Below are 19,177 nucleotides of genomic sequence, written 5' to 3' on the forward strand. Positions count from 1 at the left end.
CAATTGGATGCACGGGCGGTAAACACCGCTCTGTGTATATAGCGCAATATCTGGCTGACTATTTCACGGAGCTCGGCGAAAAAGTGCAGATTCGTCACCGCACCTTGGAGCAATCGTCATGACCACCCTGCACACGGATGTGTGTGTGCGTAACCGACTGGGCTTACATGCGCGCGCCGCCATGAAGCTGGTTGAGCTGATCCAAGCCTACGACGCCACCATTGAGCTGCAAAGTGGCGATAAGCGCGCCACGGCCGATAGTGTGATGGCAATGCTGATGCTGGAATCGGCTCAAGGACAAACCATCACTCTCACCGCGACGGGTCCACAAGCCGAACCGGCTTTAAACGCGGTAAAAGCGCTGTTCGATGCCGGATTTGACGAAGAAAGTTAACCGCCCACTGCGCTGACCAGCACGCAATTCCTTTCTTATACTGACACGCAACCCATTTGTCATGCGACAGACTCCCCTGATTGCGTTAGAATTTCAGACATTGCAATGGGGGATGTTGCCTATGGCAGAAACGACAGAACAAGAACAAAGCAATCAAACCCACCAACGGCTACAAGAAGTTAGCCAACTGCTGGAACAAGGCATGTTTGTCCGCGTGCGCCGCATGTTGGAAGACATGGAGCCGGAAGACATCGCCCACCTTCTTGAGGCCTCGCCGCCCAAAGGCCGTTTAGTTCTCTGGCAACTGACGGATCCCGAAGACCAAGGTGAAATCCTCGATGAGCTGTCTGAGGATGTGAAAGACGGCATCATGGTGCGTATGGCGCCTGAGCAACTTGCCGCCGCCACCGAGGGGATGGAAACCGACGACGTCGCTTATCTACTGCGTAGTTTGCCTCAAGACGTCTCACAAGATGTGCTGGCGGAGATGGACGCACAAGACCGCGCGCGCATCCAGCAAGCGCTCTCCTACCCGGAGGACTCTGCGGGCGGGATGATGAACACCGACGTGGTCACGATTCGGGGCGACGTCACTGTGGATGTCGTGCTGCGTTATCTGCGCATGCGAGGCGAGCTACCCGATACCACAGATGCGCTTTATGTGATTGATCCGAATGGCCGACTGATTGGCAATCTACCCATTGCCGCCTTGTTAGTTAACCAACCGGATACGGAAGTGGTCGACATTATGGACGATCCGGATGAAGCCATTAGCGTAACCATGGACGATGGCGATGTGGCGAGCCTCTTTGAGCGTCGTAACTGGGTTTCAGCCCCCGTCGTCGACCAACAGAATCACCTTGTCGGCCGTATTACCATCGATGATGTGGTCGATATTATTCGTGAAGATGCCGAGCACTCGATGATGGGCTTGGCCGGTCTGGACGATGAGGAAGACACCTTTGCGCCCGCCTTTAAAAGTGCGCGTCGTCGCAGTATCTGGCTGGGGATCAATGTGCTCGCGGCATTGACCGCAGCCTCCGTGTCGAACATGTTTGAAGGCACGCTTGATAAGATGGCAGCGATTGCGGTGTTAATGACCATCGTCCCTTCGATGGGCGGTGTAGCAGGGAATCAAACCGTTGCCTTGGTTATTCGCGGGTTAGCCGTGGGTCACATTGGTGACTCCAACACACGCTGGCTGCTCGCCAAAGAAGCCACCGTCGGACTGATCAATGGCTTGGTATGGTCGATGATTATTGGCGGCGTCGTGGTGCTATGGAAAGGGAATCTTGAGCTTGGGCTGATCATTGCCGGTGCGATGATGATGAATTTATTTATCGCTGGGATTGCTGGGGTCGCTATCCCGACTCTGTTAAAAAAATACAATATTGATCCGGCACTGGCCGGTGGCATGGCATTAACTACCGTTACTGATGTGGTTGGACTCCTTGCCTTTCTTGGCCTTGCCACCCTGTTTATTACCTAATCTGACCGCGATTAAAAAAGGCGAGCCATTGGCTCGCCTTTCTATTGGGCAGTGCAAAACGCTTACCGCTTACTCGTCCAAGAAGCTACGTAATGTCTCTGAACGGCTTGGGTGACGCAGCTTACGCAGCGCTTTCGCTTCAATCTGACGAATACGCTCACGCGTAACATCAAACTGCTTACCGACTTCTTCCAACGTGTGGTCAGTATTCATATCGATACCAAAGCGCATACGTAGCACTTTTGCCTCACGCGGTGTCAGACCGGCCAATACGTCATTGGTCGCCATTTTCAGGTTGTTAGACGTCGCTGAGTCCATCGGTAGCTCAAGGGTGGTATCTTCAATGAAATCGCCCAGATGTGAATCTTCATCATCACCGATAGGGGTTTCCATTGAGATTGGCTCTTTCGCAATCTTGAGGACTTTGCGGATTTTATCTTCCGGCATCATCMTGCGCTCCGCCAACTCTTCAGGCAGTGGCTCACGGCCCATTTCCTGAAGCATTTGACGCGAGATGCGGTTAAGCTTGTTGATGGTCTCAATCATGTGCACCGGAATACGAATCGTCCGGGCTTGGTCTGCAATCGAGCGAGTAATCGCCTGACGGATCCACCAAGTCGCATAGGTTGAGAACTTATAACCACGGCGATATTCAAATTTATCCACCGCTTTCATCAAGCCAATGTTACCTTCTTGAATCAAATCCAAGAATTGTAAGCCACGGTTGGTGTATTTCTTAGCAATCGAAATAACCAGACGTAAGTTGGCTTCCACCATCTCTTTCTTCGCGCGGCGTGCTTTCGCTTCACCGATAGACATGCGACGGCTAATGTCTTTGATACGCTCAACAGACAGGCCCGTCTCTTCTTCGATGATTTTCAATTTCTGCACACAACGACGCAGATCTTCTTCGTAACGCGCCACACGCTCTGCATACGGCTTACCGGATGACAGCGCTTCATCAATCCATGCATCGGATGATTCGTTACCGGCAAACAATTGCACAAAGGTTTTCTTCGGCATTTTGGCCTGATCGACACACAGACGCATTACCAAGCGTTCTTGGGTACGCACTTTGTCCATGGTCTGGCGCATTTCGTTAACCAGACGATCAAACTGCTTAGGCACCAAGCGGAACTGCTTGAAGGTTTCCGACAGCTCTTCGATAGACGCTTTAGTGCGGTCATCGTAACGACCATACTGGTTGATTGCCGCTTCCATATTGGAATACGTACGACGGAGCTCGCTAAACTTCTCGCGTGCAAGCTCAGGATCGATACCGACATCTTCTTCGCTATCATCATCGTCGTCGTCATCAGCGTCGTCGTCATCTTCTTCTTCGAGCTCTTTCTCACTCAGCTCAGAGCCGATGTGGGTGGCGGTCGGGGCCATGTCATCTTGGGTTGGATCAATAAACCCAGAGATGATGTCAGTCAGGCGTAGCTCTTCCGCTTCCACCTTATCGAACTGGTCAAGCAGTGAGGCAATCGAGGCCGGGTATTCCGCCACCGAGCACTGTACTTGGTTAATGCCGTCTTCGATACGCTTGGCGATATCGATCTCACCCTCACGGGTCAGAAGCTCTACCGTGCCCATTTCACGCATATACATGCGCACAGGATCGGTGGTACGGCCAATTTCACTTTCCACACTGGACAGCGCTGCCGCTGCGGCTTCTACCGCGTCTTCGTCGGCCACGGTCTCAGACATCATCAATTCATCAGCATCGGGCGCGGCTTCTACCACTTGGATGCCCATGTCATTGATCATCTGAATGATGTCTTCTATCTGGTCGGAATCGACAATGTCTTCCGGGAGGTGGTCGTTAACTTCGGCATAGGTCAGATAGCCTTGTTCCTTGCCTTTTGCGACAAGCAACTTTAGCTGTGACTGCGGATTTTGATCCATAGACGATATCCAACTTCGGGTCTGAGTGAAGAATTTAGTATGCGGAAACGCAAACCGCCAATTTTAACAAATGTCGCCTTTGCTGGCTACTTTCTAAACGGACTGGCTCTGTATCAGTAGCATCAGTTCCCGCTTCTCTTCGACTGATAAGCCGACGGTATTTGACTTCGCTTGCAACTTGGCTATTTGTTGTTCGACACACTGGGCGAGTATTTTATCCAGTGAATCGCAAAAAAGTTCTGACGCATTATCATCGTCAATATAAAGATCCCAGCCGGCTAACCTCGCCAGCAAGGCTTCTTGTTTTGTCCCCCGCCAGTGCTCTAGCAACTGACCGGTAGTGATATTGGGGCGCGCTCGACAGATCTCAAGGATCGGATTGAGTAACGCCAAACCGGGCAAATCAATCGACTCCGCTGACGGCAACGGCGGTACTTCTTGGCCCAAGTACGGGTACTGGACCAGTAACGCAATCACCTCACGCATCGGCGTACGCTTAATCTCTGATTGCCCATGTACTTTAACGGGCTGTCCTTGGCGACGGATCAAGGTCTCTAGCTGATGGTCATCCATGATGCCCAATTTCTGCCCCAGCGTATTACGCAGGTAAAGGCGTAACGTATCTCCGGGCACTTTTTCAATCAAAGGCACCGCCAAGTTCGCCAGCTTGGCTTTGCCTTCTTGGCTGCTGGTGTCGACTTGCTTAAGCAAAGTGGTGAACATAAAGGTGGAGAGGGTTTGTGCCTCATTCAACCGCTGTTCAAACCCTTCTTTACCCTCTTGGCGGATCATCGAATCCGGATCTTCACCGTCGGGCAAAAACATAAACTTGAGCTGTCTGCCATCAGTCATGTAAGGCAGTGCTTGTTCCATCGCCCGCCATGCCGCTTCTCGGCCTGCCCGATCGCCATCGTAGCAGCAAAGTATAGTACTACTTTGCCGAAACAGGGTTTGCATATGCTCCCCTGTAGTCGATGTCCCCAGCGAGGCCACAGCGTAATCGACGCCAAACTGTGCCAGTGCCACCACATCCATATAGCCTTCAACCACGAGGATACGCTCAGGGTGGCGATAACGTTGCATCACTTCATACAAGCCATACAACTCCCGACCTTTATGAAAGATCGGCGTTTCTGGCGAGTTCAGGTATTTCGGGGTGCCATCCCCTAACACCCGGCCACCAAAGCCAATCACACGGCCTCGGCGATCGCGGATAGGAAACATCACGCGACCACGAAAACGGTCATAACTGCGACCATTGTCGTTTTCAATCAACATGCCGGCGGTGACCAGCTGGCGTTGCTCCGCTTGGCTACGACCAAAACGTCGCTTAATGGTATCCCAATGATCAGGGACATACCCAATACCAAACTGTTTTACCACTTCACCGGATAAACCACGTTGTTTGAGATTCCCGCCATTCGCTTGTTCACGGGGCACGTCTAAACCCAGTGTGTTCGCTAACTCTTCGATCGCATCGGGAAACTCCAATCGATCAAATTCCATCACAAAATCGATGGCATTACCGTGCACACCACATCCGAAGCAGTGGTAAAACTGCTTTTCTTGGCTAACGCTAAATGAAGGCGTTTTTTCGTTATGGAACGGACAACAGGCGCTGTAATTCTTGCCCTTTTTCTTGAGCTTGACCCGTGCGTCTATGATCTCAACAATGTCGAGACGTGAGAGCAAGTCGTCAATGAATGCGCGCGGGATTCTGCCTGCCATAACCTGAAATTTATAGGGAGAGAAGCAAACAAGCCGCGCCGTCCATTACGGAAAGCACGGCTTGTTGTAAGGTCTGGAAAAACTTAGCTTAAATTCGCTTTCACGAGTTGGCTAACTTTTCCCATATCAGCTCGACCTTGGATTTGAGGTTTTAGTACCCCCATCACCTTGCCCATGTCTTGCATGGAGGCTGCGCCAGTTTTTTCAACGGCAGCTTTTACCAATGCATCGACCTCTGCTTCGCTCAGTGGTTGAGGAAGAAATTCTTCAATCACTGCAATTTCTGCGAGTTCTGCATCGGCAAGGTCATCACGACCGGCTGACTGGTATTGGGCTACGGAATCACGGCGCTGCTTTACGCTTTTTGTCAGCACCGCAAGAATGTCTTCGTCACTCAATGACTGACGGGTATCCACTTCTTGCTGTTTAATGGCTGACATCAGAAGGCGAATCGTACCAAGACGCGTCTTGTCTTTCGCTTTCATCGCCGCTTTTTGGGCATCTTTTAGACGTTCAAGCAATTCCATAGCACCTACCTAATCTGACTAAATTAGTACAGACGTACGCGACGTTGGTTTTCGCGTGCCAACTTCTTCAGGTGACGTTTTTGAGCAGCGGCTTTAGCGCGTTTGCGAACGGTAGTTGGCTTTTCGAAGTGCTCACGACGGCGAACTTCAGAAAGAATACCTGCTTTTTCACAAGAGCGCTTAAAGCGACGCAATGCTACGTCAAATGGTTCGTTTTCACGTACTTTAACTACTGGCATGTGCCTTTCACCTCAGGGGTTATCAGTTATCGCTGGCGAATTATTGGCCAGCCTTGATTAAAAATGGTGCGAAATTCTAATCCGAATAGGGGGGCATTGTAAAGCACATCTGGCGAATTACTTCCAAGCCATGTAAGATTGCGCGCACCGCCAGCCTGTGCTGGCAACGTCTTCTCGCTTCGGTCTTCACGCTCAGCGTGCTCATTTATCCTAAGCGTTCAATCTATCGGCTGTTTTCCTGAGGTTATGATGCGAATTTTAGGCATAGAGACATCGTGCGACGAAACTGGCGTGGCGATCTACGACGATCAACGCGGGCTTTTGTCACATAAACTTTACAGTCAGGTAAAGCTTCATGCCGATTATGGCGGGGTTGTCCCTGAGTTAGCCTCTCGCGATCATGTTAAAAAGACCTTGCCGTTAGTCAAAGCAGCGATGGCAGAGGCACAGCTGACACCCGCGGATATCGATGGCGTGGCCTATACCGCCGGTCCTGGATTAGTCGGTGCCCTGCTGGTCGGTGCCACCATCGGTCGCAGCCTGGCGTACGCATGGCAAGTGCCAGCGGTGGCAGTGCATCATATGGAAGGCCACTTACTTGCACCTATGTTAGAAGACACACCTCCTCCCTTTCCTTTTGTGGCGTTGCTCGTTTCCGGCGGACACACGCTGTTAGTCGAAGTAAAAGGCATTGGCGAATACCGCATTCTTGGTGAGTCGATTGATGACGCAGCCGGTGAAGCGTTTGATAAAACCGCGAAGCTGATGAATCTTGATTATCCCGGTGGCCCCTTACTGTCAAAACTGGCAGAAAACGGCACCCACGGTCGCTTCACCTTCCCGCGTCCGATGACCGATCGCCCCGGTCTCGATTTCAGCTTTTCCGGCTTGAAGACATTTGCCGCGAATACCATTGCTGCCAATGACAATGATCCGCAAACCCGTGCGGATATCGCGTATGCCTTCCAAGACGCAGTGGTGGATACGCTGGCAATCAAGTGTAAGCGAGCGTTAGAGCAATGTGGCATGAATCGATTAGTGGTTGCTGGCGGCGTTAGCGCGAATCGTCATTTACGCGATAAACTCGACACCCTCACGCGCAAACTGGGCGGTGATGTTTTCTATCCACGTCCCGAGTTCTGTACCGATAACGGCGCCATGATTGCCTATGCGGGGATGCAGCGACTCAAAAACGGGGAGCATATGGGACTGGGGGTGAAGGCACAGCCTCGCTGGCCAATTGATACCTTGCCATCCCTAACTAAATGATGCAAAAAAGCAGCCTTGGGCTGCTTTTTTACGTCCGTTAACGTCGCCAGCGCCTGAGTACAATGGGCTTTTCCTCGCCATCGAGTAGGCGACGAATATTTTCATAGTGACGAAATAAAATCAGGCAAGAAAGCATCGCCACTGGCATCGTAAATTGCGGTTTAATCCACCAAGTGAAAAGCGGTGCCAAAATGGCGGTGACGATAGCACTTAATGACGAATAGCCAGTGATCACCAACACCACTCCCCAAGTCAGCACTAACAAGCCGGTGAGACTGAGTCCTATCGGAGCCATAGCACCCAGCGCCGTCGCTACACCTTTGCCGCCTCGAAAATGAAAGAACACCGGATAGATGTGCCCAAGACAGGCGGCGATGCCAATCAATCCAAGCAAAAACGGATTAATCCCGATAAGATAACTGAGCCAAACGGGGATCGTCCCTTTGAGCATGTCGCACACTAAGACCAATGCCGCGGCCGTGCGGCCGCCAAGGCGATACACATTGGTCGCGCCCGGATTTCCAGACCCTTGTTCGCGAGGATCCGGCAGACCATAGGCCCGGCACACCAGCACCGCACTGGAAACAGAGCCGAGCAAATAGGCAGCGATGATGATGGCAATGGCCAGTGCAGTCATGTGAAATTCCTAGAGTTTGTGCTGCATTCGTTGCTATAGTGCGCCCACGATCTTGATTAGACGCAACATGGATCGGAACGCATCGCGCATCCAAGTGTCAATCGATAAGCTCGATAATACGGGCTTTCTTACCACAGTGGTATCCGACCTGTCACGGAGTGTGAAAAAACATGGATTCCGTCTTTATAGAACAACTCGACGTTGTGACCACCATCGGTGTCTACGATTGGGAACAAACCATCCAACAAAAGTTGGTACTTGATATCGAAATGGCGCACGACAATCGTCCCGCCGCCCAAAGTGATGATGTCAGTTTAGCGCTGGATTATGCCAGTGTCAGTGAGGCTGTGATTGCACATGTTCAAGCCAGCCGCTGTGCGCTCATCGAGCGGGTCGCCGAAGAGGTCGCCGCGCTAATCCAGTCACAATTTGGCGTCAGCTGGGTAAAAGTGCGTGTGGCCAAACCTGGCGCCGTCGCCCAAGCGCGTAATGTTGGCGTAGTGATAGAGCGAGGCACACGGTGACAAAAGCATTAGTCAGTATTGGCTCAAACATCGATCGCGACCTGCATATTCAAGCTGCAGTTGAAGCGTTACGAGCCTTAGACCCACACTGCCGTTTTTCGCGCATTTTTGAGGCCGAACCCGTCGGCTTTGAAGGGCCGAATTTCTATAACCTTATCGCTGAGCTCAACACCACACTCGATCTGCAAACCTTTTGGCAAACCATACGCGATATCGAAAGTCGATATGGGCGACAGCGCGACGACGTTAAGTATCGCGATCGTACCTTGGACATCGATTTATTGACCTTTGGCGATCAGTGTCAGTCCAGCGGACCGGCCTTACCGCGCAACGATATTTATAAATTTGCATTCACCCTTTGGCCGCTCGCTGAACTGTGTCCCGATCAAGCAATCCCCGGGGATGGACGAACATTTGCGCAGCTTTGGCAGCAATTTGACCAAGCCCAGCCACTATGGCCTATCGAGACCCCTGCGTATTTGAAGGAATAATCATTACCATGAGCATGTTTGAAGCCTTTTTCCTTGCCCTTATTCAAGGCTTGACTGAGTTTTTGCCCATTTCTAGCTCCGCCCACCTCATTTTGCCATCGCAGATTTTTGGCTGGGCCGACCAAGGCTTAGCCTTCGATGTGGCCGTTCATGTCGGCACACTTGCCGCGGTGATTGGCTATTTCCGCCGTGAAGTTGTGTCGCTGTTAGGTGCCTTTTTCGCGTCGTTCACAGGTAAACACAGCCGGGATAGTCAATTGGCTTGGATGATCGTATTGGCGACCATTCCCGCCTGCGTGGCTGGCCTATTTCTTAAAGATTTAATTGAGCTTTACCTGCGTTCAGCGTGGGTGATTGCCGCTACCACCTTACTATTTGGCGCACTGCTTTGGTGGGCTGACCGCCATGCGCGTCAACAATGCGATGAGTACCAAACCACCCGATCGCGTGCGCTGTTTATCGGGATCGCTCAAGCACTTGCTTTGATCCCAGGCACCTCACGTTCGGGCGCCACCATTACCGCTGCGTTAATGCTAGGCTACACTCGAGAAGCCGCCGCGCGTTTCTCATTTTTGATGTCGATTCCGATCATCACCCTCGCCGGATCGTATCTGGGCTTACAGCTGGCCACCAGCCCAGTGCCGGTTGAGTTTGCCCCCATTGGGGTTGGCGTTTTGGTCTCGTTTGTCAGCGCCTATGCGTGTATTCATGCGTTTTTAAAGCTGGTCACCCGTGTGGGCATGTTACCGTTCGTGATTTACCGCCTGATTTTAGGTGTGGGTCTCATTGCGCTATTGATGAGCCAATAAAACTCGCTAATCCAATGCCATCCGAGGGCAGACCACATTGGCTGCCTTCAGGTGGTACATCTCCACCTCAGGATGGCTAAAAAAGCCCACTTCCCACGGGTTTTTCGCCACAAAACGCTCTCGTATCTCATCAAACATCATCGACGGTTTAGGTACGGTATAAACCTCGCCGCGAATAATGCTGTAGTTCCATTCAATCGCCTGTTCAAAGGTAAAAGTTGCACGGCTATCAATCGCAAAGTAACAGCGGTTGTCGCGTTTTAGCAGCAACGATTTGAAAGTGCTGGGAAAGGTGATAAAGAAGATGTCATCCTCGACCGACGATAAAAACGCCATCACCGTCGTATGTGGCTGACTCGGTGCATAGGTCAAAAGCACACCGATTTTATTATCATACTCACTGTCATCCATCGCCGGGACTTGCGATAAAGGTGTAGTGGGTAACGCCACGGTCCGACGCGTATCTAACGGATAAGCATAATCAGGGGCTTGATAAGACTTCACCACGCCCATCCCATAGGCCACCTGATATTCGAGCGCATCAATCATGACCTCAAAGGCGGATGTGGCAATCACCTTGCCCTTAAACGACAAACGATACACCTTAAGGTCGGCATCATAATCACTCACCCCAGTGCGGTTATCGAGATGTAACGTGACCCATTGACCGTCTTTCAATTGATGTCCTTTGGCAAAAATCGTGCGCAACCGGGTATCACTGAGCGGCTCCACGCCACAAATCGACACCGCCATACTGCCCATTTTCTCTGGGGTGGAATACGTGCCTAGCACGCCCAATACACGCGCTCCAATCAGATCACGCAACGGCCTTGTGTTCATGCCTCGCTCCCTCGCTGCTCGACTAACAGCTATTAGCATGGCAGTAAACTAAAAAGGGCGCCAATCGGCGCCCTAAGGGAAGAAATGATGGGTATTATTCGCCAGCCACTTTCATTGCATCAATAATGATTGAGCCGGTTTGAATTTGGCTGCGCGTTTCAATATCTGTGCCGATTGCGACAATATTGGCGAACATCTGGTTTAAATTCCCCGCGATGGTAATGCCGCTGACTGGATATTGGATTTCACCGTTTTCCACCCAAAAACCCGCAGCGCCGCGCGAATAATCGCCAGTGACCGGATTCACCCCCTGCCCCATTAACTCAGTCACTAACAGACCGGTGCCCAAGGTTTTCAGCATGGCATCAGCATCTTGGCCGGTGTGGCTGACATACCAGTTATGGATACCGCCAGCGTGGCCAGTGGGCTCCATATCGAGCTTGCGAGCCGCGTAGCTGGTCGCTAGATAGGTTTTTAATACCCCTTGTTCCACGATGCGTCTGTCTTGGGTCTTGACCCCTTCGCTATCAAACGGCGAGCTGGCCGACCCTTTAAGTACGTGGGGTAACTCATTGATCGTGAGCCAGTTAGGGAAGATTTGTTCATCCTTTTTATCCAGTAAAAAGGATGATTTGCGATATAACGCAGAGCCACTGATCGCCATCACCAGATGACCAAACAGGCCGGTCGCCACACTGGCATCAAACATCACGGGGACTTCACACGTAGCCAGACTACGTGGGTCTAAGCGCGCTACCGCGTGTTTTGCCGCTTCGATACCGACTGAGGTTGGGGTCCATAAATCGGCTTTATCGCGCGCAACCGTGTAGCTCATATCGCGCTCCATGCCATTGGCACTTTCCGCGATCACCGAGCAGCTTAGCGCCTGGCGGCTGGAGGCATAACTGCCTAGCATGCCGTGGCTATTGCCATACACACGGACTCCGTAATGGCTGTCGTAACTGGCTCCATCACTGAATTTGATACGCGAGTCATAACCTAACGCGGCTTGTTCCGCCTCAATGGCTAATGCGGCTGCAGCATCGGGCTCTGGCTCGTCAGGGTAAAACAGATCAAGATCGGGATACTCAAAGGCCATTAAGTGTTTTGGTGCTGGGCCACCAAAGGGATCCGGTGAGGTATAGCTGGCAATTTCCAACGCGGCTTCGACCGTTTTAGCAATCGCACGCTCGGACAGATCTGTCGTGGATGCGCTACCTTTGCGCTGATCGCAGTAGACAGTCACTCCTAAGGCACCATCGCGATTAAACTCTACGTTCTCCACTTCACCCATGCGTGACGTGACGCTGATCCCTGTGCTTTTGGTGATCGCTACCTCTGCGGCATCACTGCGTTGCGCGGCCATGTCCAACGCACGGCTGACGGCTTGGCGTAAGTGTTGCTCTTGCTCCGCGACCTGCTGTTTTACACTCATAGTTGACCTTTCTGATTAAAATTCGAATTTGGAATACGGGGCCACGCGAGCCGGTGACAAAAAAGCCCGCGTTTGTGCGCGTTTCTTGTTAACATAAGTGTCATTGCACATTCTCATTGAGGTTGAACATGGGCCGTAAAAATAAACCTGCTCCTTGGGAGGAAGAGGAAGAAATCATCTGGGTGAGTAAATCCGAGATGAAGCGCGATATGCTCGCCCTGCAAGAGCTTGGCGAAGCGCTGGTTAAGCTCAAGCCTGCCGTGTTGGAAAAGTTTCCACTCGACGACGACTTATACACCGCCATTGTTGACGCACAACGCTTAAAAAACGAAGCACGTCGTCGCCAATTGCAATATGTCGGCAAGCTCATGCGCTCTCGCGACCCTGAGCCGATTCAAGCGGCGCTGGATAAGCTACAAAACAAGCACGCGCAACAGAGTGCTGAGCTGCATAAGCTCGAAAAGCTGCGCGACCGTGTTGTCGATGAAGGCGACGACGCTATCAACGATGTGATGTTGCAGTATCCAGAGGCCGACCGCCAACGCTTACGCCAGCTTGCCCGTCAGGCTAAAAAAGAGCGACAACAAAACAAGCCGCCCAAGGCCTATCGCGAGATCTTCCAATACATTAAAGGCTTTTACGACCAAAGCCTGTAAAACCTCACGCCAGTGTTCTCCACTGGCGTGTTTGTTTATGACTCCGTGCCACCCACTGTCATGGCATCAAGTTTCAGCGTTGGCTGACCCACGCCAACCGGCACACTTTGCCCTGCCTTACCGCAGACGCCGACGCCTCGGTCAATCGCGAGATCATTACCCACCATCGACACTTGTTGCATCGCCTCAATACCACTGCCAATCAAAGTGGCCCCTTTCACAGGCGTGGTAACTTTACCGTTCTCAATTAAATAGGCTTCAGAGGTCGAGAACACAAATTTACCCGAGGTAATATCCACTTGTCCGCCACCAAAGTTCGGCGCATACAAACCGTGCTCAACACTAGCAATAATATCACTCGGCGTACTGTCGCCACCCAGCATGTAGGTATTGGTCATACGAGGCATGGGTAAATGCGCGTAAGATTCGCGACGGCCGTTTCCGGTCGGTGCCACTCCCATCAAGCTCGCGTTGTGCTTATCTTGCATATAGCCTTTAAGCACCCCGTTTTCGATCAGGACGTTATATTGGCCCGGCACGCCTTCATCATCGATATTGAGCGAGCCGCGACGGTCCGCCATCGTGCCATCATCAACAATGGTGCAAAGCGGTGAGGTCACTTGCTCACCGAGGCTGCCGGTGAAGACAGACGATTCTTTACGGTTGAAATCGCCCTCCAAGCCATGCCCGACCGCTTCATGCAATAGTACGCCCGGCCAACCCGCACCTAACACCACAGGCATGGTGCCAGCAGGGGCGCCTTCTGCACGCAAGTTTACCAGCGCTAAACGAATCGCTTCATCAGCAAACTGTAGCGCCGTGCTTTTTCCGTCTTGCTCTTGCAAGAACACCTCGTAACCATAACGGCCACCGCCTCCGGCACTTCCCCGCTCACGGCGTCCATCCTGCTCAACGAGCACAGACACAGACAAACGGACTAGAGGGCGAATATCCGCGGCATAGGTTCCATCCGTGGCGGCAATCAATACTTGCTCGTACAAGCCATTAATACTGGCACTGACTTCTTTCACTCGCGGCTCTTTGGCACGAATGTAGCTGTCGATTTCTTTCAGCAATGCGATTTTTTGCTCGCGGGTTAGGCTACCGAGCGGATCAAGCGGGCCATAGTATTGACCACCTCGAACCGTGCGAAAGGCACTGACTTGACCCTGCCCACCTTTGGGTGCAATCCCGCGTGCGGCGGTCGCACTTTGCATCAAGGCATCAGCGTTAAGTTGGTCCGAGTAGGCAAACCCGGTTTTCTCACCCGTGATAGCGCGTACACCTACACCTCGATCGATATTGAACGAGCCGTCTTTGATGATGCTATCTTCCAAGACGAGCGACTCGTGCCACGTTGATTGGAAAAAAACGTCGCCGTAGTCAATTTGACGACCACTCAGGTGAGCCAGTGTCTCTTGGAGATGCGACTCACTGATCCCCGCAGGGCGCAATAAGGTTTCTTCGACCTGTTCCAGACTCATTCGCTTACTCTTGGTTGAGGCTATTTATACTAGCCAAAGATAAAAAGATGATGCGCCGAGGGTGCGCTATTTCAATTGGGTTTGCAACCGAGCGTGGTCGAGCACCGGCATTTTACGGCGAATGGATTCACCGATGCTCAGATCAAGCTCCGCCCACGTCACACCGGGGTCGTCCCCTAGTGACGCGACCACTTGCCCCCAAGGGTCGATAATCATCGAATGCCCCCACGTTTGACGGCCTTTACTGTGCTCACCACACTGCCCGGCAGCAATCACCCAGCATTGGGTTTCAATCGCGCGGGCGCGCAGCAATGCCTCCCAGTGCGCCTGTCCCGTGACGCGCGTGAACGCCGCCGGCACAGTTAAAATATCGGCGCCTTGCGCTCGCAACGCATGATAGAGCGGCGCAAAACGCACGTCATAGCAGATGCTTAACCCCAAGCAACCAAATGGCGTGTCCACGGTGGCAAGTTGATCACCGGCTTGAAAGTAGTCCGACTCCCGATAACGTCCATGGGCATCCGCCACTTCCACATCAAACATATGGAGCTTATCGTAGCTACCTCGCAAATGTCCGGCATTGTCGAACACCAAGCTTGCGCTACTCAAACGGCCATTGTCGTTTTGGATCGGAAAGGCCCCCACCACCAGCCAGATATCGAATTGGTGCGCCATTTCTGCCAGTTGGCGCTGGATAGGGCCATGCCCTAACGGCTCGGCATGCCGTTGGTAATCTTGTTTGTCACCAAATACCAAGGCATTTTCTGGCGTCAGTGCCAGTTTGACGCCTTGTTGATGCAACCGCTGCAAACTGGTTTGCAGTACGTCCATGTTCTGCACCGGATCGGCGCCCGAATTCATCTGGATGATGCCGACTTTCATCATGCTCACTCCTTGGCTTGTTCTGCCTGTTGGCGCAATCGTTCCGTGGCATCGGCGGGCAAGGTTAGCGCCTCTTGATTACGGGAAATTTCCCGAATGTCAGGCGTACCAATCGGCCCAGTGACTTGATAGCGAACCTGTGTAAAGACATCCACAACCGGCGAAATCGCCGTGGTGACGGCCAATACGTAGAGCGCCGTTTGTGGCGTAACAGCAAACGCGCTGAGCACAGGGATCCCAGAGGTAATATCTGGCGTAAAGCGCACATCCGCGTTGACTTGGTTGCTGACCAAGTTAGCGATACCTCTGATAACCATATCACCTGCTAATCCATCCATGCGGATATTATCGGTCACGACCACGCCATTTGTGATCACCGCACGGCCCGTAATGTCATCAAACGCCAGCCCATCTTCGAATACGCCAGAAAAGTCGAGTTGGATTTTGCGTAGAATAGAATCCAAGCTAAATAAGCCCAGCAGTTTTCCCGCTCCCCCGACGCCACTGATGTAACCATCTTGGATATCGGCACGGACTTCACCATTTAAACTCGTGATATCCGCTTGCCACGGCAGTCCGCCATAAGAGATATCCGCTTGCGAGGTAAAACGCGCATCTTGGATCCCACCGCTGACCCCAAAGCGCCCCATTAAATCCGACGTGCTATCGCCATTTAACTGTATGGAGAGCGCCGTTTGATTGCGCTGATCCTCATCGATTAACCAACTGCCGCTTACCGCCGCTTGGTTTTGACCGCTCTCGATGGTCAATGAGGTTAAGTCTATGCGTTCTTCTTGCTTGTCGAGTGATGCAGAAACTCGCCCAAGTCGATAGCCTTGTAGCCATAAATCTTTGATCAATATATAGGTGGATGGCACCGCCGCCAATAGCGCCTTGTCAGCGGCAGAGGCTCGGCTGTCCACCGGTGCGAACAGGGGCGCATTAGGATCGTTTTCGGCGGTATCGGCGATCATATTGATATGCCAATGATCGACATCGATCGCTAAGCGTCCTCCCGTCGGCCACTGGGCGCGGCCGCTAAGCTCATTACTCCCGAGTAAGGCGTCCCATCCTTGTGGCTTTTTGCGCACAGCAAGAGACACTTGATTAAACCTCAGTTTGTCGGCATCTAAGCGAGCGATGCGTGCGTTCACTTTAGTGGGCACCGGTAAGGTCGGAAAATCACTGTGCCCTTGTGGCCATTGCGGCGTCACGTCACGCCATAGGTCACGCCACGGCATTATATCTAGCTGTGCCAAGTCAATATCCAACCGATGCCCTTGCGTCGCCAAGAGTGAGGTGGCCTGTTCGCCCACATGCCATTGGCTTGCAGTGATCACGGGACGATCGCCTTGGGTATTAATACGCGCTTGATAGCTAACCGCCGGTAACTGAATTCGCCCTTGTAGCCCTTCGCTGTTGCCCGTTGCCGCCAGCGAGGCGCTACCGGTTGACCAACGCGGTTTAGCCAGTGGCGCGGGCAATGTTGACTGCAAAGGCGTGGTGTCGATATCAACACCCAGTTGGTAGTCAAAACCGATGTCATGCAGCGTCAGGCCCAAGGTCGCCTGCCAACGGGCACCACCAGCAAGATAATCCTCGAGCGGTAACGACAATTGAGCCAGCAAAGGGGCGACGTCCCAGTCCGCATCCAGATTAAGATCCAGCTGATAACCTGCCGCATCGGTTTGTCCGTCAAAATCGACCTTGATGGGCTGGCCCAGCCATTGGGCCGTCAGCGCCCGAGTGCGGATAGTATCATCGTCAAAGCGCAGTCTACCTGCGACATTATCCAGTTGCATGGACGGTGCCTGAATCAGCACTTGGTTCCCCGCAAAGCGCACTTCACCTGTGGCGTGCGGCTGACTGCCGTCGAGAGGGATATCGAGCGCTAAATTGGCATCTACCAATCCCTTAACTTGAACATGCGTCAACGCCGCGCCCACTGAGTCGACGAGTGGGGTCGCCAACATATAACGACGGACCGCATCCCCGGTGGCGGATAAATCTGCCGCTAGGGTTAATGTGCTATCCGGCGCCTCCATATCCGCGATATCGGCGCGAACCTGACGGCTGATCGCATCGCCAAGACGTACATGATCGCCCTGAATGGTTAGCCGTGCGTTTTCAAACAAGAGCTCAGCATCCAACTCGGTCAGAGTAGGCCATGCGGTATTAAAACTGAATGCGCCTTGGCGCAGCGGCACTCGCGCTTGGAAGACACCGTCATGTTGACGGTACGGAAACGCATTTAACGCGCCAAACCATAAAATGTCACTGCCTTGCGCCTGCCCGCCTTGAATCGCACGAGAGAGGTAATCGGTGAGTGAATCTGGCATCGCACGGATGGGTAAATAGCGCCCCGTTTGGCCTGCATCGTGCACATCGGCGTTAGCATAGAGCGCCAGAAACGGTGAACCTTGTGCAGGAATGTCTAAGCGAAACGCGCCGCGCGCCGCCAAGTCTGCCGCTTGGAGGGCAATCGCATCACTCCAAACCGTCAAAGTATCGCCACGATCCGCCCATTGCACCGTCACCTCCCCATGCTCAAGCGGTAACGGCGCTTGAAAAAAATCACCATAGGGGAGTGATTGTTGCCCTAATGCTAAGGTCGCCTTGCCTTGATGTCCCTGACCGGACACGGTGACATTTAACCCCTCAAAGGCCGGGAAATAGCCCCATTGATTGGCGCGAATGTCAGAGAAAGAGGCTTGATAGCGCAGCGGCGTATCAGGGGACTGACTCATTGCCAGCGAGTCCACCATACCGGTCGGTGAAAGGACGTCTATCAGTTGATGCTGACGGTCAGATTGGCTCAACAATCCAACTAACGGACGTAATGCCGCGATATCAATGTGACGGGCATTCAGCTGCCAGTTGGACACGTTTCCTTGCCAAGATAGTTGATTGAGCGCCGGCAGCGTGGTATCCCCTTGCTGAACCCAAACCCCATCGCTATCCACACGCCATTGCTGGTCCTCTCTTGCCTGCAGTTGCACGCGGCTGTCTTTGAGCGCCCATTGCTGCGAGGCCCCTTGCTGATCGCGCCACGTCAAAGCCAAAGTATCGACACCCAGCAAGGCATTCGCCACTTGGCCTTTCTCAACCCGCAGCCATGCATTGGCATCTAAGCGCGCATTGTCAATCGTCACTGACGGCGTGAAGCGCTTCATCAGCCACGGTGCCAAATCCATGTTTTCGCTAGCCAGATAAAAATCACCACTGAGCGAGTCCAACCCGTCGGTCTCGGTAAAGGCCGCATTGACGCGGATTTTTTCCAGCTCTGTCCCCGCAATCCCAATGGTGCCCTGCGCATGATGCTGACCATTTTGATTACGCCACAACAAGTTATCAATATTCAGCGTCTGCGCCGCCAATGAAGGTGTGACAAGAACAAGACGAGCGTTGGTGACAGAGAACTGGCCAAGGCGAGCTAAAAACAAATCTTCAAGGCGCTCACGTACCCCGGTGCTATCTTTTTTATCGGGCAGTTGACCACTGTTAAAGGTCAGCCCATCGAGGGTAACATGGGAAAACACCGGTTGACGGCGGGATAGGCTCGCAAAAACATCCAATTTTAGATCAATGTGGTTTGCGGTCAGTAATGGCGGGCTGTTATCACTGGTGGTCAAGGCGACATGATTGAGTTGCAATGACGGCGTAAGGTTGCGCCATTGGCCAGCAATAGTCCCAAGACGCGCGCTAAAGCCCGTTTGCTCGCTAACCCATTGTCGTAGCGGCTCACGCACCATATCCACGTTGGGCAATAAAAAGCGCAAACCGCCAATAAAGACGGCGGTTAACAGAATAAGACTCACGACGCCAGCTAGCAACCAGCGTCCAATTTTCGCGGCCCAGGTCATGG

Annotated in this window: 17 protein-coding genes and 1 pseudogene; 8 read left to right on the top strand and 10 right to left on the bottom strand. The window is 52.7% G+C overall.

Going from position 1 to position 19,177, the window contains the following annotated elements:
- The 3 genes from BZJ17_RS13275 to mgtE form a co-directional block, all read left to right on the top strand.
- On the top strand, positions 1–122 hold a 122-nt coding region (locus tag BZJ17_RS13275; RefSeq protein ID WP_277868804.1), incomplete at its 5' end, for an RNase adapter RapZ.
- Positions 119–394, top strand: a complete 276-nt coding sequence (locus BZJ17_RS13280; RefSeq protein WP_069588134.1) for an HPr family phosphocarrier protein — start codon at positions 119–121, stop codon at positions 392–394. The genes BZJ17_RS13275 and BZJ17_RS13280, both read left to right, overlap by 4 nt.
- A 121-nt stretch (positions 395–515) precedes the next feature.
- A complete protein-coding gene (gene mgtE, locus BZJ17_RS13285; RefSeq protein ID WP_069588135.1) occupies positions 516–1,883 on the top strand; it encodes a magnesium transporter in 1,368 nt (455 codons plus the stop codon).
- A gap of 69 nt (positions 1,884–1,952) precedes the next feature.
- Here the strand turns inward: mgtE and rpoD are convergent.
- The 4 genes and pseudogenes from rpoD to rpsU form a co-directional block, all read right to left on the bottom strand.
- Positions 1,953–3,821 (bottom strand): annotated as a pseudogene (gene rpoD / locus BZJ17_RS13290) (RNA polymerase sigma factor RpoD); the annotation flags it as partial.
- A gap of 63 nt (positions 3,822–3,884) precedes the next feature.
- Entirely contained in the window at positions 3,885–5,519 is a 1,635-nt protein-coding gene (dnaG, locus tag BZJ17_RS13295) for a DNA primase (protein WP_077641058.1), read from the bottom strand.
- A gap of 83 nt (positions 5,520–5,602) precedes the next feature.
- Complete coding sequence (locus BZJ17_RS13300; protein WP_069588140.1) at positions 5,603–6,046, bottom strand: GatB/YqeY domain-containing protein; 444 nt, start codon at positions 6,044–6,046, stop codon at positions 5,603–5,605.
- Between the two features lie 23 nt (positions 6,047–6,069).
- The gene (gene rpsU, locus BZJ17_RS13305; RefSeq protein WP_069588141.1) at positions 6,070–6,285 is read right to left on the bottom strand and encodes a 30S ribosomal protein S21; all 216 of its coding nucleotides are present in this window, start codon (positions 6,283–6,285) and stop codon (positions 6,070–6,072) included.
- A 249-nt stretch (positions 6,286–6,534) separates the two neighbouring features.
- Between rpsU and tsaD the strand changes: the two genes are divergently transcribed.
- A complete protein-coding gene (tsaD, locus tag BZJ17_RS13310; RefSeq protein ID WP_077641059.1) occupies positions 6,535–7,554 on the top strand; it encodes a tRNA (adenosine(37)-N6)-threonylcarbamoyltransferase complex transferase subunit TsaD in 1,020 nt (339 codons plus the stop codon).
- A 37-nt stretch (positions 7,555–7,591) separates the two neighbouring features.
- On the opposite strand, the gene plsY is transcribed toward tsaD, so the two are convergent.
- A complete protein-coding gene (plsY, locus tag BZJ17_RS13315) occupies positions 7,592–8,191 on the bottom strand; it encodes a glycerol-3-phosphate 1-O-acyltransferase PlsY (protein ID WP_069588145.1) in 600 nt (199 codons plus the stop codon).
- A 170-nt stretch (positions 8,192–8,361) separates the two neighbouring features.
- Here plsY and folB point away from each other — a divergent pair, with 170 nt between their 5' ends.
- Genes folB through BZJ17_RS13330 form a run of 3 tightly spaced genes read left to right on the top strand, consistent with a single transcriptional unit; the run spans position 8,362 to position 10,015 of the window.
- Positions 8,362–8,715: a dihydroneopterin aldolase gene (gene folB, locus BZJ17_RS13320; RefSeq protein ID WP_069588147.1), complete on the top strand. Its 354-nt coding sequence runs from the start codon at positions 8,362–8,364 to the stop codon at positions 8,713–8,715.
- Positions 8,712–9,206: a 2-amino-4-hydroxy-6-hydroxymethyldihydropteridine diphosphokinase gene (folK, locus tag BZJ17_RS13325; protein ID WP_077641060.1), complete on the top strand. Its 495-nt coding sequence runs from the start codon at positions 8,712–8,714 to the stop codon at positions 9,204–9,206. Before folB ends, folK begins: the two co-directional genes overlap by 4 nt.
- A gap of 8 nt (positions 9,207–9,214) precedes the next feature.
- Entirely contained in the window at positions 9,215–10,015 is an 801-nt protein-coding gene (locus BZJ17_RS13330; protein ID WP_077479466.1) for an undecaprenyl-diphosphate phosphatase, read from the top strand.
- A 6-nt stretch (positions 10,016–10,021) separates the two neighbouring features.
- Here the strand turns inward: BZJ17_RS13330 and BZJ17_RS13335 are convergent, their stop codons facing one another.
- Together BZJ17_RS13335 and pmbA are read right to left on the bottom strand one after the other, a co-directional pair.
- Positions 10,022–10,855, bottom strand: coding sequence for a hypothetical protein (locus BZJ17_RS13335; RefSeq protein ID WP_077641061.1), 834 nt, complete (start codon positions 10,853–10,855; stop codon positions 10,022–10,024).
- Between the two features lie 94 nt (positions 10,856–10,949).
- Positions 10,950–12,290, bottom strand: coding sequence for a metalloprotease PmbA (gene pmbA / locus BZJ17_RS13340; RefSeq protein WP_069588153.1), 1,341 nt, complete (start codon positions 12,288–12,290; stop codon positions 10,950–10,952).
- 128 nt (positions 12,291–12,418) lie between these two features.
- On the opposite strand from pmbA, the gene yjgA reads away from it, so the two are divergent.
- Entirely contained in the window at positions 12,419–12,946 is a 528-nt protein-coding gene (gene yjgA / locus BZJ17_RS13345; RefSeq protein ID WP_069588156.1) for a ribosome biogenesis factor YjgA, read from the top strand.
- Positions 12,947–12,981: 35 nt separating this feature from the next.
- Here yjgA and tldD read toward each other — a convergent pair whose 3' ends face one another.
- The 3 genes from tldD to BZJ17_RS13360 form a co-directional block, all read right to left on the bottom strand.
- Positions 12,982–14,430 carry a metalloprotease TldD gene (tldD, locus tag BZJ17_RS13350; RefSeq protein ID WP_077641062.1) on the bottom strand — a complete coding sequence of 483 codons (1,449 nt, stop codon included), beginning with the start codon at positions 14,428–14,430 and terminating at the stop codon, positions 12,982–12,984.
- 66 nt (positions 14,431–14,496) lie between these two features.
- A complete protein-coding gene (locus BZJ17_RS13355) occupies positions 14,497–15,315 on the bottom strand; it encodes a carbon-nitrogen hydrolase family protein (protein WP_077641063.1) in 819 nt (272 codons plus the stop codon).
- Between the two features lie 2 nt (positions 15,316–15,317).
- Positions 15,318–19,175: a YhdP family protein gene (locus tag BZJ17_RS13360; RefSeq protein WP_077641064.1), complete on the bottom strand. Its 3,858-nt coding sequence runs from the start codon at positions 19,173–19,175 to the stop codon at positions 15,318–15,320.
- Positions 19,176–19,177: the final 2 nt, after the last annotated feature.

Source organism: Salinivibrio sp. IB574 (genome assembly GCF_001996205.1).
Lineage (GTDB): Bacteria > Pseudomonadota > Gammaproteobacteria > Enterobacterales > Vibrionaceae > Salinivibrio > Salinivibrio proteolyticus.